Source organism: Aggregatibacter kilianii (assembly GCF_003130255.1).
Taxonomy (GTDB): Bacteria; Pseudomonadota; Gammaproteobacteria; order Enterobacterales; family Pasteurellaceae; genus Aggregatibacter; species Aggregatibacter kilianii.
Window position 1 is genome coordinate 1 of sequence record NZ_NRCN01000001.1, and the last position, 15,744, is coordinate 15,744.

14 protein-coding genes and 1 pseudogene are annotated in these 15,744 nt (G+C 37.7%); 13 read left to right on the plus strand and 2 right to left on the minus strand.

The genetic code is table 11. The annotated features are described in order from the left end of the window. Window positions 1–206: pseudogene (locus tag DK428_RS00005) on the minus strand (IS1595 family transposase); the annotation flags it as partial. A 69-nt stretch (window positions 207–275) separates the two neighbouring features. Here DK428_RS00005 and DK428_RS00010 point away from each other — a divergent pair. From DK428_RS00010 to DK428_RS00050, 9 genes are all read left to right on the plus strand, one after another. Next, the gene (locus DK428_RS00010; RefSeq protein ID WP_109063928.1) at window positions 276–2,030 is read left to right on the plus strand and encodes a glycosyltransferase; all 1,755 of its coding nucleotides are present in this window, start codon (window positions 276–278) and stop codon (window positions 2,028–2,030) included. 13 nt (window positions 2,031–2,043) lie between these two features. Continuing rightward, window positions 2,044–3,195, plus strand: coding sequence for a UDP-galactopyranose mutase (glf, locus tag DK428_RS00015; RefSeq protein ID WP_109063929.1), 1,152 nt, complete (start codon window positions 2,044–2,046; stop codon window positions 3,193–3,195). After that, complete coding sequence (locus tag DK428_RS00020) at window positions 3,195–4,112, plus strand: glycosyltransferase family 2 protein (protein ID WP_109063930.1); 918 nt, start codon at window positions 3,195–3,197, stop codon at window positions 4,110–4,112. The genes glf and DK428_RS00020 overlap by 1 nt, the downstream gene beginning before the upstream one ends. Window position 4,113: 1 nt before the next feature. Next, window positions 4,114–4,887: a DUF4422 domain-containing protein gene (locus tag DK428_RS00025; protein WP_109063931.1), complete on the plus strand. Its 774-nt coding sequence runs from the start codon at window positions 4,114–4,116 to the stop codon at window positions 4,885–4,887. 1 nt (window position 4,888) lies between these two features. Beyond that, window positions 4,889–6,301: an undecaprenyl-phosphate galactose phosphotransferase WbaP gene (wbaP, locus tag DK428_RS00030; protein WP_109063932.1), complete on the plus strand. Its 1,413-nt coding sequence runs from the start codon at window positions 4,889–4,891 to the stop codon at window positions 6,299–6,301. Window positions 6,302–6,415: 114 nt separating this feature from the next. After that, window positions 6,416–7,219: an exodeoxyribonuclease III gene (xthA, locus tag DK428_RS00035; protein ID WP_005703016.1), complete on the plus strand. Its 804-nt coding sequence runs from the start codon at window positions 6,416–6,418 to the stop codon at window positions 7,217–7,219. Then, window positions 7,219–8,010: a TIGR01619 family protein gene (locus DK428_RS00040; RefSeq protein ID WP_109063933.1), complete on the plus strand. Its 792-nt coding sequence runs from the start codon at window positions 7,219–7,221 to the stop codon at window positions 8,008–8,010. Before xthA ends, DK428_RS00040 begins: the two co-directional genes overlap by 1 nt. 21 nt (window positions 8,011–8,031) lie before the next feature. Further along, entirely contained in the window at window positions 8,032–9,081 is a 1,050-nt protein-coding gene (rfbB, locus tag DK428_RS00045) for a dTDP-glucose 4,6-dehydratase (protein WP_109063934.1), read from the plus strand. A 131-nt stretch (window positions 9,082–9,212) separates the two neighbouring features. Beyond that, window positions 9,213–10,109 (plus strand): hypothetical protein, encoded by an 897-nt coding sequence (locus DK428_RS00050; protein WP_109063935.1) that lies wholly within the window; start codon window positions 9,213–9,215, stop codon window positions 10,107–10,109. A gap of 162 nt (window positions 10,110–10,271) precedes the next feature. Here DK428_RS00050 and DK428_RS00055 read toward each other — a convergent pair whose 3' ends face one another. Continuing rightward, window positions 10,272–10,826, minus strand: a complete 555-nt coding sequence (locus DK428_RS00055; RefSeq protein WP_109063936.1) for an NAD(P)H nitroreductase — start codon at window positions 10,824–10,826, stop codon at window positions 10,272–10,274. 140 nt (window positions 10,827–10,966) lie between these two features. Between DK428_RS00055 and sppA the strand changes: the two genes are divergently transcribed. From sppA to rluB, 4 genes are all read left to right on the plus strand, one after another. Further along, window positions 10,967–12,853 (plus strand): signal peptide peptidase SppA, encoded by a 1,887-nt coding sequence (sppA, locus tag DK428_RS00060; RefSeq protein ID WP_109063937.1) that lies wholly within the window; start codon window positions 10,967–10,969, stop codon window positions 12,851–12,853. A gap of 42 nt (window positions 12,854–12,895) precedes the next feature. Beyond that, window positions 12,896–14,020, plus strand: coding sequence for a bifunctional chorismate mutase/prephenate dehydrogenase (tyrA, locus tag DK428_RS00065; protein WP_109063938.1), 1,125 nt, complete (start codon window positions 12,896–12,898; stop codon window positions 14,018–14,020). Window positions 14,021–14,098: 78 nt separating this feature from the next. Next, window positions 14,099–14,722, plus strand: coding sequence for an L-threonylcarbamoyladenylate synthase (locus DK428_RS00070; protein WP_109063939.1), 624 nt, complete (start codon window positions 14,099–14,101; stop codon window positions 14,720–14,722). Window positions 14,723–14,760: 38 nt separating this feature from the next. Next, window positions 14,761–15,738, plus strand: coding sequence for a 23S rRNA pseudouridine(2605) synthase RluB (gene rluB / locus DK428_RS00075; RefSeq protein ID WP_109063940.1), 978 nt, complete (start codon window positions 14,761–14,763; stop codon window positions 15,736–15,738). Window positions 15,739–15,744 lie beyond the last annotated feature (6 nt).

The window sequence follows — 15,744 nt, forward strand, 5'->3', positions numbered from 1 at the left end:
TAGCTTTCATCAGCTTCAATTTCTCCTTCAAACATTTCCAAATGCAGGCTTGTTTGATAAATGAGTAAACGTAATCGATGAAAGTAATAAGCAGCTGTATTTTTGTTTACATTTACCAACTCACTTGCTGTTCTAGCCGTAACACCTGCGACAAACAGTTCAATTAGTTTATTTTGTTTATGCTGACTTAAGCGACTTTTTCTCATTTGAACATTCTAATCTAAATGAAAGATTTAGTCGTTATCTAGTACAGCCCTAATAGGAATATTATAAGTATGTCTCATATAGTTCAGAGTGGTATTTTCCCTAAACTTTCATTATGCTCTCAAATTGATCTCTATTTTAGAAATAATCAATTTGCGAATTTGCATATAAATGATTCGTTTTTTTTCTTAGATAAATTTGGAAAAGTAAGTACGGATACATATTTTAATAGTTTAAGTGTAGGAAAATGGAAACGTTATACAAATGTAAATGATCTTATTTTTTCAATTAAGTTTAAAGGGAAAATTAAAATTATTTGGCATCTGCATAGATTACATTTTAGCCATAGATTGATTGAAGAAATGTATTTTGAAAATGATAATATATCTGAAATTTCATTTTCATTAACGTTTTGGAAAGATTTAGAGGATGGAATGTTATCATTCGATATTGAGGCTTTAGATTACTCAGAGTTATATAATTTTTACTATTCCACAAGCTCTGAAATTCTAAATCCGGTATCAATGGGAGTTGTTATTACTCATTTTAATCGACAACAATATGTTTTACCTGCGTTAGATAGATTAAAAAGTGAGTTGTTGGATTCTTATTTTAAGAATAAAGTTTCTCTCAATGTAGTAGACAATAGTCAAAATTTACCAGAAATTGATGGTGTAAATATCATTCCTAATGAAAACCTAGGTGGTTCAGGTGGATTTACTCGAGGTTTAATGCATCTTAAAGAAAACGGTAGTTATACTCACTGTTTGTTTATGGATGATGACGCTTCATGTGAGGTTGAAGGCATTAAACGTACAATATCTTTCTTAGAGCATGCATTAGACCATAAGACTGCATTAGCTGGAGCTATGCTTAGAGAAGCAGAAATGTTCCGTCAATTTGAAAATGGGGCAAAATTTGATGGTGTATGTAAAGCGGTTAAACCGAATCTAGATCTAAGAGAGGTTTATTCTTTATTAATCAATGAGCAAGAAGAGCATATTGATTATGGTGGTTGGTGGTTCTTTGCGTTTCCATTATCAGAGGTGAAGCATTATGCTTTCCCTTATTTTGTACGAGGGGATGATTCTGGATTTAGTTTAGTTCACGATTTTAAAATTTTAACATTAAATGGTATTTCTTCATGGCAAGAAGATTTCTCGTTAAAAAATGGACCATTACCTCATTATTTAGATACTCGTTATCACATTATGCATTATTTACATAATTTGGTTCAAGGAAATGCAAAAGATGTGATAAAAACAACCGCTAGAATGTGCCTAAAAAATCTATTGGCGTATCAATATGAAACAGCATTGGCTTCTATTCTAGCGATGGAAGATGTGATGAAAGGAAAGGCTTTCTGGGAACAGAACGTTAGTATGTCTGAAAGACGACCTGAAATTCAAAAAATAATTTCTGCTGAAAAAGTTATCGATATTCCTTATGAGATTTCGTCGAATGTTATTTGGGGTAAACCAGAAGAAAAGCTTTTTGCTCGATTATTCCGTTGGGCAACATTAAATGGACATATTTTACCAAAAGTATTTTTTAAAAAAGGTATGGTGTGGCAACCTAAAGGATTTGGCGGTAATTTAAGAGAAGTTTATCGTTATAATAAAGTGCTTTATATCCATTGGCCAACTCAAAAGGGTTTTATTCTTGAGCATGATAAGAAAAAATTCTTTAGTTATTTAATTAGATATACCAAAGCTGCGTTTAATTTATATAAGAATTATGATTCTCTTAAAAAAGAGTATCAATCATCTTATGATGACTTAACCAGTGCAGAGTTTTGGAAAAAACAATTCAAGCAAGATAAATAAAAGGTAAGTATTTATGAAAAAATTTTTATTAGTAGGGGCAGGCTTCTCCAATGCTGTTATCGCTCGCGAATTAGCAGAGAAAGGTTATAAGACTGTTGTTATCGATTCTCGTAGTCATGTGGCAGGTAACTGTCACTCTGAACGTGATGCTGAAACGAATGTTATGGTTCATGTTTATGGTCCACATATTTTCCATACTGATAATGAGCGAGTATGGAGTTATGTGAACAAATTTGGTGAGTTTATGCCGTTTGTTAATCGTGTAAAAACAATTAGTCAAGGTGCGGTTTATTCTCTCCCAATTAACTTGCATACGATCAACCAGTTTTTTAGTAAAACCTGTTCCCCAGCAGAAGCTAAAGCTTTAATTGAAAGCCAAGCTGATATGTCTATCACGGATCCGCAAACCTTTGAAGAGCAAGCAATGCGTTTTGTAGGTAAGGATTTGTATAAAGCTTTCTTTTATGGTTACACTAAAAAACAATGGGGTGTTGAGCCAAAAGAGTTACCTGCAAGCATTTTAAAACGTTTACCTGTGCGTTTTAATTATGACGATAACTACTTTGCGCATAAATTTCAAGGTATGCCGAAAGAAGGTTATACGCAGATTGTAGAAGCCATTTTAAATCATGAAAATATTGAAGTACGTTTAAATACGCCATTTGCTGAATCAATGAAAGCAGAATTTGATCACATTTTCTGGTCAGGTCCGTTAGATGCGTACTTTGGATTTGAATTAGGTCGCTTAGGTTATCGTACCTTAGATTTTGAAGCATTCCGTGATGAAGGCGATTTCCAAGGTAATGCGGTAATTAACTATGGTGATGAAGAAATACCATATACTCGTATTTCAGAACATAAACACTTTGCGCCATGGGAACAACATGATAAGACTATTTGCTATCGTGAATTTAGTCGTTTGTGTGAAAAAGATGATATTCCTTATTATCCAATTCGTTTGGTGAAAGATAAGACTTTATTACAACAGTATGTTGAAAAAGCAAATCAAGAATCTAATGTAACCTTTGTTGGTCGTTTAGGAACTTATCGCTATCTTGATATGGATGTTACGATCAAAGAAGCCTTAGAAACTGCAGATGAGATTAAAAAATCATTGCAAAATCAGACCGCACTTAAATCTTTTTATGTAAATATGGATGTGTAATGGATAAAAAATCTATTTGTGCTGTTGTTGTTACGTATAATCGAAAAGCACTGTTGCTTCGTTGTTTACAAGCTTTAGAGATGCAGCGTTATGCTTTAGAGCATATAGTGATTGTGGATAATGCAAGTACAGACGGCACAGTAGATTTTTTACGACAACAGGGATATTTAGAAAATTCTAGTGTTACGTTCCTTAGCTTACCGGAAAATCAAGGCGGAGCTGGCGGTTTTCATGCCGGTATCAAATATGCTTATGAGCAAGGCTATGACTATATTTGGTTAATGGATGATGATGGTGTTCCTGATAATGATTGCCTTGGGGAGTTGGTAAAGTTTATTAAAGATGATAATTATATTGGTCCTCTGGTTTTAGATATTGATAACCCTTTAAATTTAACTTTTACACTACGTTTGCCAAATACAAATAAAGTGTTATCTAATTTAGATGATATAAAACGATTCGATAAAATAATTCCTGATATTGTAATGCCTTTTAATGGTATTTTATTTTCACGTAATATTGTTGATAAAATAGGATTTCCTAAAAAGGACTATTTTATTTGGGGAGATGATATGGAATATACTTGGAGAGCTTCTAAATCTGATATAAATATTTGTACTGTTATATCAGCAAGGTTTTTCCATCCTAGAGAGAAAACTTTAGGTTCGCCCATGTTTTTTAATTTACTTAAGTTTAATGATACAGATTCTAAAATCAAACTATATTGTATGTGTCGTAATAACACTAGAAATCTTATTGATTATAAAGGAGGTCTAATAGCATTTCTTTTTTGTTTTAAGGTGTTTTGGTTTTATTTATTTACGAAGTTTAACTTGTCAAAATTAAAAATCTCGATAAAAGGCATTATAGCAGGCATTACTAATAACTTTACTAAACATAGATTTTATCTTTCTTAATATGAATAAGTTAATTAAGATTCTTGTTGCTACTCACAAAAAGTATGAATTCCCTAATGGTTCATGCTACGTTCCAATACAAGTTGGAAAGAAACTAACAGGGTTGGAGCTAGGTATTTTATCCGATGATACAGAAATTAATATTTCTGATAAAAATCAATCTTATTGTGAATTAACCGCATTGTATTGGTCTTGGGAAAATAACTTTTTTCAAGATACAGATTATGTAGGTATAGTACATTATCGTCGTTATTTCTCCGGTAAAGATTTAAGTGTTAAAGGGAGAAAGATTGCATCAGCCAAAGAATTAATCGGATTGCTTAAAGAGGCTGATTGCTTGGTTCCATATAAGAGAAATTATTATATTGAAACTGTTTATTCACATTACCAGCATGCGCACTATATTAAGGACTTAGATACAGTAAGGGAAATTATAGTTAATAAATATGGTGATTATATTAAGGCGTTTGATACAGTAATGCAGAGCAAAACACTATATTTGTACAATATGTTTGTAATGAAGAGAGAGCTATTTGAAAAGTATTCTGACTGGTTGTTTACAATTTTATTTGAATTAGAAGAAAGAATTGATATCTCAAATTATAACTCGTATCAAAAGAGAGTGTTTGGGTTTCTTGCTGAGCGTTTATTTAATGTTTGGTTATTGAAAAACAATATAATAAAAAAAGAAGTAAAAGTTATTTCTTTAGAAAGACAAAATTTAATTTTGAAAATATTAAGTTTTATAAAAAGAAAGTTTGTAGGGCGGGAATAAAATGGAAAGACAGATTCAATGTAAATATATTTTGGCTATTTCTGATTTTATTTTTTTGATTTTGTCATTTGGTGTGGGCTTGTGGATTTGTTATCTTATACAATCAGAGATTCCGTCCTCTCAATATGAGATTTTTTATAGTTCCTTAATTCATTTTTGTATATCTGTTATTTGTATTGCATGGTTCTGGGTAAAATTACGTCATTATACTTATAGAAAGCCTTTTTGGTATGAGTTAAGGGAAGTTTTGAATACATTAGTTATATTTTCAATTATTGAATTAACAATCATTGTATTTTCTAATGTAACATTTTCACGCTATAGATGGGTCTGCATATGGGGAGCAACTTTAGTATTGGTTCCTTTTGGACGAATTTTAATAAAAAAACTCCTAATAAAAACAGGCTGGTATTTAAAAAATACAATTATTATCGGTTCAGGAAAAAATGCTATTGATGCTTATCAAGCATTATCTAGTGAAAAATACTTGGGTTTGAAAGTTGTATGTTTTATTGGTAAGCCTGTTGAAAATAATGTGCTTTTTTCTATCCCTGTAATAGATGAAGAGGAAAAAGATCTTTGGGAAAAAAATATCAATATTAATGAACAGTTTATTATTGCATTGGAAGATGATGAAGATATTAAGCGTGATAATTGGTTGCGCCATTTAGCTTGCCATCATTATCGTTCAGTTTCAGTCGTTCCTTCATTAAGAGGATTGCCATTATATAGTACTAATATGTCTTTTATTTTTAGCTATGAATTAATGTTGCTCCGCATTAATAATAATTTAGCAAAACGTTCTTCTCGGGTTTTGAAAAGATGTGTAGATATTTTTGTGTCTTTTCTTCTAATTATTTTACTTTTCCCATTATTCTTATTTATATGTATTTCAATAAAATTAGAAGATAGTGGTGATATTATTTATAAGCATAAGAGAGTTGGGCGAAATGGTAAGAAATTTGGATGTTTGAAATTTAGAACTATGCATATAAACTCTGATGAGTTATTGCGAGAATATCTAGAAAAAAGCCTATTAGCAAAAAAAGAGTGGAAAAGGGATTTTAAATTGAAGAATGATCCCCGAATCACCAATATTGGTAAATTTCTGCGTAAAACCAGCCTTGATGAGTTACCGCAATTATTTAATGTATTGATCGGACAAATGAGTTTGGTTGGACCAAGGCCAATTGTCTCACAGGAATTGAAATATTATAAGGAAGATGTAGATTACTATTTAATGGCAAAGCCCGGCATGACGGGATTATGGCAGGTGAGTGGGCGTAATAATGTAGATTATGATACCCGTGTTTATTTTGATGCCTGGTATGTTAAGAACTGGTCATTATGGAATGATTTTGCCATATTGTGTAGAACGCCTAAAGTCGTATTGGAACGAAATGGCGCTTATTAAGGCATAAGGCATCGATTTCCAGTGTCTAGAAAGATAAGAAAGCAGAATAAACTTCTGCTTTTTTCTTTGTTACAAGTATAATGTTGCCTAAAAGTAAAACAAGAGAAGTAAACAATGAAAGTCATGTCATTTAATATTAACGGGTTAAGGGCCAGGCCGCACCAGTTAGAAGAGATTATTGATAAATACCAACCTGATGTGCTTGGTTTGCAGGAAATTAAAGTCGCGGATGAGGTTTTTCCTTATGAACTGGTAGATCATTTGGGCTATCACGTCAATCATTATGGTCAGAAAGGGCATTATGGGGTAGCGCTGTTGAGCAAACAAGCGCCTTTGTCCGTTAAAAAAGGCTTTCCGACAGATGGTGAGGAGGCACAAAAGCGTATCATCATGATTGATTTGGAAACGCCATTTGGTCAACTCACTGTGATTAACGGTTATTTTCCGCAAGGGGAAAGTCGTGAACATCCGACGAAGTTTCCCGCGAAACAAAAATTTTATGCAGATTTACAACGTTATCTAGAACAAGATCATAATGCGGAAAATCCGGTCATTATTATGGGAGATATGAATATTAGCCCGAGTGATTTAGACATCGGTATTGGTGATGAAAATCGCAAGCGTTGGTTACGCACCGGCAAATGTTCTTTCCTACCGGAAGAGCGTGAATGGTATCAACGCTTATATGCCTATGGTTTAGAGGATACATTCCGCTACATGAATCCAACGGTTAATGACAAATTCTCGTGGTTTGATTATCGCTCTAAAGGATTTGATGATAATCGTGGCTTGCGTATCGATCATATTTTGGCGAATAAAGCCTTAGTAGCGCATTGTGTGGATACCGGCATTGCGTTGGATATTCGAGCCATGGAAAAACCATCGGATCATGCACCGATTTGGGCGGAGTTTAAGTAATGTCGATAATTGATTCCGAACAAAACTGGCAAAGTTACCGCACATTAATTAACGGCAATATTTCTTATTGCACGGTTAATTTGGATATTGTTGAACGATTTTCACCGGATTCCTACAACAAAATCATACAGGTTTCTATGCCTTATGAAAGCGATGAAAAAGGTATGCCAACGTTGGAAGAGCATGAGCGCATTACGTTGGATTTGTTTCGGCTTTTAGTGCAATCTTCCTCGTTATCTGAAGTGATTTATGCCGGACATATTTCCGGCGATGGTCATTTGCAGGTGTATTATTATTGTGATGATTCGGAGCCGCTTTTTGATATGTTGTCTCAATTTAAGGATTGTGTGGATAAGGTTGATGTGCAAGACGATCCCCAGTGGGATACTTATTTTGATTTCTTACTGCCTTCACCGTTGGAAATGAAATTAAATGCCACAGAAGAAATTATTGATATGTTAGTGCAACACAGACGTAATTTGGCAGACAATTATACGATTGAACATACATTCCAATTCCCTGAAGAAAATATGATGTTCCAGTTTATGGAAGATATTAATCTTGGTGACATATCCTTTAATACCATGAGTTATAGCAATATGCCGGTAACTATTACGAATGAGGATAACAGTAAGGAAAGTTTTTATATTGTTAAAATTGAACAAGAATTAACCTTAGATACAGAGGACATTTTCAATTACATTGAACGTTTTGAGAATTTAGCGGAGAAATTCTCCGGTGAATACAACGGTTGGGAAAGTGACACGATCAATCGGGTTAAGTCAAATTAGGTATTTTTATAACAATATTTTATGCAAATTCTCATCACCGGCGGTGCCGGTTTTATTGGTTCGGCCTTAATTCGTTATCTTATTCAAACCACTGATGTGCGGGTGGTTAATGTTGATAAACTAACCTATGCCGCCAATTTGGCGTCACTGGAAACGATTTCCGATAATCCCCGTTATATTTTTGAACAGCTGGATATTTGTGGCAGCAACGCCTTAGCGCGTTTGTTTATGCAGTATCAGCCTGATTGTGTGGTTCATTTGGCGGCGGAAAGCCATGTAGATCGTTCTATTGATGGGCCGTCAGCTTTTATTCAAAGTAATATTGTCGGCACTTATTCTTTATTGGAAGCGGCCCGCCATTATTACTATATCCTTTCTGCCGAGAAGCAGGCAGCCTTTCGTTTTTTGCACGTTTCTACCGATGAGGTCTATGGAGATACGGCAGGGGAGACAACGCTATCCACAGAAACGTCACCTTATGCGCCGAGTAGTCCTTATTCTGCATCCAAGGCCTCTGCGGATCATTTGGTTCGTGCATGGCATCGTACTTACGGTTTACCAACAATGATCACCCACTGTGCCAATAATTACGGCCCCTATCAATATAAAGAAAAACTCATTCCGTTGATGATTGCGAATGCTCTGGATGGTAAACCTTTGCCGATTTACGGTAACGGACAACAAATTCGTGATTGGCTTTATGTGGATGACCATGTACGGGCATTATATTTGGTACTGACACAGGGTAGTGTAGGCGAAAGTTATAACATCAGCGCCCACTGTGAGAAAACTAATTTAGATATCGTGCATACGATTTGTGATTTATTGGAACAACTTGCGCCCAATAAACCGATCGATGTTGCATATTACCGGGATTTAATCGTACATGTGACCGATCGGCCGGGACACGATATACGTTATGCAATCAATGCCGATAAAATTCAGCGTGAATTAGGCTGGCAACCTTTGGAAAAATTCCCTTCAGCTATGATGAAAACCGTGCAATGGTATTTAAATAATCTGAACTGCCCGCCTAAAAGTGCGGTCATAAGTAAGCGGTTTGAAAATTAAGTGATCGATCACAAGCTGAGGTATTCATTTTTTTCAACCCTATTTATTCAAGCCAAAAAAAATCTTTGACTTTTTTGACCGCACTTTAACGGCAAAGATGATTAATTTAACCGATGAACGGAGAGCAAAATATGCAGAAATCCTTATTGCGAGGGTTGCTAGCAACACTTACATTGACATCAGGAATGGTGACAGCAAAAGATTTTATTATTTATGATCGTATGGATTATGTGGGTAAGCCCGACTTAACCGAAGATAAATTATCCAAAGTCTTTTTAGTTTATGAATCCGAATTGGTCAAACCTGATCCTGAGGGGAAACGCAAGCACGGCGTATTAGATCTACAACGTATCCGCGAACTGGCCCGTCAATCTCACAAAGAAGGCTATCGCACGATTTCCACCGATATTGAATCTTGGTTTGGTAATAAAGATGGGCAGTTATTGACGCCTGAAGAGTTGGCATCGGATTTTGAACAGATGTACCAAATTTTTAAAGAGGAAAACCCGCGTGCATTTAGTTGTAACTATGGTTTACCCACCGAAAACTTAAGTGTTATTCGCTTCTTCCGCCCAACAGAAAGCTATGAAGCGGTGTTGAATAAATGGCGTGAATTTAGCAAACGTCGTCAGCAGGCAACGTCCTTCTGCGATTATTTGAATCCGGTGTTTTATATTGCCGATCCCGATCTGGAAAACTGGGAACGGGATGTGCAAACCACGGTAAAAGAAATTCGCCAACATTTTCCGGATAAACAGGTGATTGGCTATTTGTGGCCGCAATATTATTCTGCTACCCAAAGCCCGCATTTCAAAAAATTTATTGATGCCAAAACGTGGCGCGCTATGTTGGAAATTAGCCATAAATACATGGATGGCGTGATTATTTGGTCGGATAAACGGGATGACAAAAACCAGATTGTGAAGTGGAACGACCCTCGGGTTCAAGCCATAATGAAAGAAACCAAAGATTTTATCGCCTCGCGGGACAGCGAAATAAAGGTGGAAGGCTTGGTTAAGCCGAAGTAAAACGGCAGGTCAACATATCCTAAATCATTTATCTGATTTATTCGCTTCTGCGGAGCCGTTGGCTTTGCCAACATTTAAAAAACTCTGTTTTTTGTGACCGCACTTTTCGCAGGATTTAATAAAAAACGCAGCATTGGAGCTGCGTTTTTTGTTTTTTTATAATTAAAGATAATGCACGATATCTTCCAAGCTCAGGGATTTTTTCTCCCGTTCTAATTTCTCTGCTGCCGAGCCTATCATAAGGAAACCAATGATTTTATCCTGTGTTTCGCATTGAAATGCCTCACGCAAATCGGCACCTTCCAACCAAGGACCGCTGACCCAAACGTTTTTGAAACCTAACGCATTGGAGGCTAATTGAATGGCGTAGGCAGCACAACCAGCACAAAGTAACTGCTCCCATTCCGGTACTTTTTTAATGCAAGGGTTGATTTTGGCGACAACCCCAATAATCATTGGCGCTCGGGTGGCTAGATCATCGGCTTTCTTTAAGCGTTCTTCGCCTAAATTGAGTTCATGCACCGCACTTTTTAATAATCCGCTAAATTCGGTCATTTGATCCTGTTCAATCACAATAAAACGATAGGGTTGCAGTTTGCCATGATCCGGCGCGCGTAATGCCGCTTGGAAAATTTGGGTCAATTGTTGTTTATTTGGCGCAGGGGCGCTGAGTTTTTTCTCCGAATAACGCTCGGTAAGCAATTTTAATGCATCCATGAGTATCCTTCTTTCTTCATCAGGCTAAAAAGTGCGGTGGATTATAGCATAGTTTATTTTTTTCGCAGGTTTATTGTGCCGGCTGTTTGTGGTATTTTAAACGCCGTTTTGTCAGTTTTCTTGTTGATTTTTGAGGTTATATGAAATTTATCTTCTCTATATTCAAATATATTTGGCGTACATTGAATTTTATTCGCGATCTTGTAATGAACATTGTTTTCCTCATTTTTGTTTTGGTGTTGTTGTCGGTGATAGGCATTATGCTCGGCGCCGATAAACAGAATAAAGTGGCACTAAATGGCGATCAAGGCGCATTATTTTTAAATTTAGACGGCTATTTGGCGGATAATCGTGATGAGCAAAGCGGTTTGAAAAATCTATTAAAAGAGTTAGATGATCAAAACATCCCGCAGCAATATTCTACATTTGATGTAGTTTATGCGATTGATTCTGCTTCACAAGACGACAGAATTCGTGGTTTGGTGTTGGATTTGAATCTTTTCCAAGGTGGCGATTTACCGGCATTGGAGTATGTGGGAGAAGCTATTGAAAATTTCAAAGAGAGCGGCAAACAAGTGATTGCTTATGCGGATAACTATAGTCAAGCTCAATATTTCCTTGCCAGCTATGCCGATGAAATTTATATGAACCCGATTGGAGCCGTGTTTATTGAGGGGTTTGTACAGGAAAATCTGTATTACAAAGATATGTTGGATAAGTTAGAAGTAAATCCGCATGTCTTTCGTGTCGGCACATATAAATCGGCGGTAGAGCCTTATTTGCGTAATGATATGTCCGATGAAGCCAAGGCCAATTTACAACGCTGGTTGAATGTGATGTGGAACAGTTATAAACAAAGTGTGGCTGAGAATCGTGACATTAAACAAAGCGCTGTTGCACCGGATGCTCATACTTATTTAACCGAACTGAAAGCGTTAAAAGGCGACACAACGGCGTATGTGAAGCAACGTAAGTTAGTTACCGGCGTGATGGATCGTTTTGATTTTGATAAAAAACTGACCGAACTTTTTGGAGAAGATGAAGATCATCTACCAAAAATGGTGGACTACGACACCTATTTAGCCTCCTTGCCTGATCGTATGTTAGGTGAAACCGAGAATAAAATTGCTGTAGTGAATGTGGAAGGTGCCATTATTGACGGCGAAAGTGATGACGAAAATGTGGGCGGTGATACTATTGTGAGATTATTGCGCCAAGCCTATGACGACAGCAAAGTCAAAGGGGTTGTGTTGCGTGTGAATAGTCCGGGCGGTAGTGCGTTTGCGTCAGAAGTGATTCGTCAGGAGTTGGTACATTTACAACAAGCCGGCAAACCGGTCGTGGTTTCTATGGGAGGCATGGCGGCTTCGGGCGGCTATTGGATTTCCTCCACGGCAGATTATATTGTGGCCGATAAAAACACCATCACTGGCTCAATCGGGATTTTTTCCGTATTACCAACGTTTGAGAAAACCATCAAGAAAATCGGCGTGACCGCAGATGGGGTGAAAACTACTGATTTAACATTCGGTTCATTATTCTCACCACTATCTACTCCGTTAAATGATGTCATTCAACTGGAAATTGAATATGGCTACGATCAATTCTTAGCTAAGGTAAGCGAAGGTCGTCATTTAACCAAGGAGCAAGTAGATAACCTTGCGCAAGGTCAAGTTTGGTTGGGCTCCGAAGCGCTTGAACGTAAACTGGTGGACGAGCTAGGTACATTAGATACCGCTTTAGGCAAAGTTATCGAACTGGTGAATGAAAAACGTGCAGAAAAAGATAAACTCGACGAAGGCACCTTTTCTGTGGAATGGATTGTAGATGAAGACAGTTCATTCTTGAAAAAAATGCTATACGGCTTCAAAGGTGATGCTAAAGCTTGGGCGAAAAGTATGATGTTTGAAAGTGTTGGGTTGCCGAAAGAATTTACTCATTTAACCAAACAGTTAGGCGCATTGAACAGTTTTAACGATCCGAAAGGGCAATATTTGTATTGCTTGACTTGTGGTTCCGTGAAGTAAAAGTGCGGTCGGTTTTTTCAATATTTTTTAGGTGAGGACAACATGGAACGCTTGGCGGAATTGAGAGCACAGATTGATTCGCTCGATGAAGAATTGCTACAGCTTCTGGCAAAACGGCTGAACGTCGTGCATAAAATCGGTGAAGTGAAGCAGCAACATGGTTTGCCGATTTATGTTCCGCAACGGGAAAGTGAAATGTTGCAGAAAAAACGTGAAGCAGCTACAAAACTGGGACTCTCCCCAAATTTAATCGAGGATATTTTGCGTCGCATTATGCGGGAATCTTATGTGAGCGAAAATCAGTTCGGTTTTAAAACGATGAATCCGCAAATTCGCAAAATTGTTATTGTCGGCGGGCGCGGTAAATTAGGTAGTTTGTTCGGTCGCTATTTGACCGGTTCCGGTTACAATGTTGTTTCCTTAGAACAAAACGATTGGCCACAAGCCGCACAAATTTTGCAGGATGCCGATGTAGTTATTGTGTCCGTGCCGATTGCCAATACTCTAGAAGTGATTGCGCAATTAAAACCGTATTTAACCGAAAATATGCTACTGGCGGATTTAACCTCTGTGAAGCGTGCGCCGTTAGAGAAAATGCTGGAGGTTCATCATGGCCCTGTCGTGGGTTTGCACCCGATGTTCGGGCCGGATGTGGCCAGTATGGCGAAACAAATCGTTGCCTGTTGCGATGGACGTTTTAGTGAACGTTATCAATGGCTGTTACAGCAAATTCAAATGTGGGGCGTGAAAATTTATCATGTGGATGCGACAGAACATGATCATCACATGACTTATATTCAAGCCCTGCGCCACTTTTCCACGTTTGTGTATGGCTTGTATTTATCTCAGCAATCTGTGGATTTGGAGAAATTACTGGCGCTATCTTCACCTATTTATCGTTTGGAATTGGCGATGGTAGGGCGTTTGTTTGCTCAAGATGCGGCGTTATATGCGGATATTATTGCCGATAAACCGGAAAATTTGGCCGTCATTGAGCATTTGAAAAATAGTTATGAAACCGGCTTTGCGTTTTTCAAGAATAAAGATAAAGCAGGTTTTATTGCACAATTTAATCAAATTCGTGATTGGTTTGGTGACTACTCCGAGCAATTTTTGCAGGAAAGCAGTCAACTCTTACAACAAGCCAATGATGCGCGAAATGTTTAAGTAATCCGAATAAACCGTTATCTCGCGTTATTTTAAACTGATATAATAGCCCCCTCATTTACTCGGGGAGTGAAGCATATGAGTCAATTTTTTTATATCCATCCGGAAAATCCACAAGCCCGATTAATTAATCAGGCAGTCGAAATTCTGCGTAACGGTGGGGTCATTGTGTATCCAACCGATTCGGGTTACGCCTTGGGATGTATGATAGGCGATAAGCATGCCATGGATCGTATCGTGCAAATTCGCCAACTTCCGGAAGGTCATAATTTTACGTTGGTGTGTAGCGATTTATCGGAATTGTCCAATTATTCTTTGGTGACCAATTCCGCGTATCGTTTAATTAAAAATAACACACCTGGCCGTTACACCTTTATTTTAACGGCAACGAAAGAATTGCCGCGCCGTTTAATGACGTCAAAACGCAAAACCATCGGCATTCGTGTGCCGGATAATCAGATCGCCCTAGATTTACTGAAAGCCTTAGGCGAGCCGATTTTGTCCTGTTCCTTGATGTTACCGAATGAAGAACATATTACCCAATCGGATCCTGAAGAGATTCGCGATCGTTTGGAACGTCAGGTGGACTTAATTATTCATGGCGGTTATTTAGGGCAAGAACCCACTACGGTGGTGGATTTAACCGATGATACGCCGGTAATTTTACGTGAAGGTAGCGGACCAACTACACCATTTATTTAATCGACAACAGACGCTTGGGAAAGCGACAATGAGGATTTATGAAACCCACAACACAAAAACGCACGCCAAATCGACCGCACTTTTCAGCCAATAAAGAAAAAAATACGGGAGTAAAACCCCGTCAATCCGTCAATAAACCTGACAATAAATCCGTTGCGGTAGAGGGCGAAAAATTACAAAAAGTTTTAGCCCGTGCCGGACAAGGCTCCCGCCGTGAAATTGAGGCGATCATTGCAGAGAATCGAGTAAGCGTGGATGGTAAAATCGCTACATTAGGTGATCGCATTAACGTACATTCAGGCGTGAAAGTGCGGATTGACGGCAATCTTATTAACCTCACTCAAGCGCAAAAAGAAGTGTGTCGGGTATTGATGTATTACAAACCGGAAGGGGAGCTTTGTACCCGCCACGATCCTGAAGGTCGCGCTACGGTGTTTGATCGTTTACCTCGCTTAACCGGCGCCCGTTGGATTGCCGTTGGGCGTTTGGATATTAACACCTCGGGTTTATTGTTATTTACGACTGACGGTGAACTGGCAAATCGCTTAATGCACCCAAGCCGTGAAGTGGAACGTGAATATTCCGTGCGCGTCTTCGGACAAGTGGATGATGCGATGTTAAATCGCTTAAAAAAAGGCGTGCAGTTAGAGGATGGGCCGGCGAATTTTAAAGACATTAAATTCGGCGGTGGTGTTGGCATGAATCAATGGTTTGATGTCACCTTAATGGAAGGACGCAACCGTGAAGTGCGTCGTTTATGGGAATCACAAGGTATTCAAGTAAGTCGCTTAATTCGTATTCGTTACGGCAATATTAAACTAATGAAAACATTGCCTCGTGGCGGTTGGCAGGAAATGTCGTTAGATGAAGTGAATTATTTGCGTGATTTAGTGGGCTTGGCACCGGAAACAGAAACAAAATTAGACGTGAATAAACAACGTCGTAAACCAAAAGCCGGACAGATTCGTAAAGCGGTCAAACGCTATTCGGAATTAAGCAAACGTTATAAAAAATAGCCGTAT

Excerpts from the sequence above, each read along its gene's own strand:
- DK428_RS00020 (WP_109063930.1), top strand. The coding sequence starts at position 3,195 with ATGGATAAAAAATCTATTTGTGCTGTTGTTGTTACGTATAATCGAAAA.
- DK428_RS00010 (WP_109063928.1), top strand. The coding sequence starts at position 276 with ATGTCTCATATAGTTCAGAGTGGTATTTTCCCTAAACTTTCATTATGC.
- glf (WP_109063929.1), top strand. The coding sequence starts at position 2,044 with ATGAAAAAATTTTTATTAGTAGGGGCAGGCTTCTCCAATGCTGTTATC.
- DK428_RS00055 (WP_109063936.1), bottom strand. The coding sequence starts at position 10,826 with ATGGATGCATTAAAATTGCTTACCGAGCGTTATTCGGAGAAAAAACTC.
- wbaP (WP_109063932.1), top strand. The coding sequence starts at position 4,889 with ATGGAAAGACAGATTCAATGTAAATATATTTTGGCTATTTCTGATTTT.
- DK428_RS00025 (WP_109063931.1), top strand. The coding sequence starts at position 4,114 with ATGAATAAGTTAATTAAGATTCTTGTTGCTACTCACAAAAAGTATGAA.
- DK428_RS00040 (WP_109063933.1), top strand. The coding sequence starts at position 7,219 with ATGTCGATAATTGATTCCGAACAAAACTGGCAAAGTTACCGCACATTA.
- rfbB (WP_109063934.1), top strand. The coding sequence starts at position 8,032 with ATGCAAATTCTCATCACCGGCGGTGCCGGTTTTATTGGTTCGGCCTTA.
- tyrA (WP_109063938.1), top strand. The coding sequence starts at position 12,896 with ATGGAACGCTTGGCGGAATTGAGAGCACAGATTGATTCGCTCGATGAA.
- rluB (WP_109063940.1), top strand. The coding sequence starts at position 14,761 with ATGAAACCCACAACACAAAAACGCACGCCAAATCGACCGCACTTTTCA.
- sppA (WP_109063937.1), top strand. The coding sequence starts at position 10,967 with ATGAAATTTATCTTCTCTATATTCAAATATATTTGGCGTACATTGAAT.
- DK428_RS00050 (WP_109063935.1), top strand. The coding sequence starts at position 9,213 with ATGCAGAAATCCTTATTGCGAGGGTTGCTAGCAACACTTACATTGACA.
- xthA (WP_005703016.1), top strand. The coding sequence starts at position 6,416 with ATGAAAGTCATGTCATTTAATATTAACGGGTTAAGGGCCAGGCCGCAC.
- DK428_RS00070 (WP_109063939.1), top strand. The coding sequence starts at position 14,099 with ATGAGTCAATTTTTTTATATCCATCCGGAAAATCCACAAGCCCGATTA.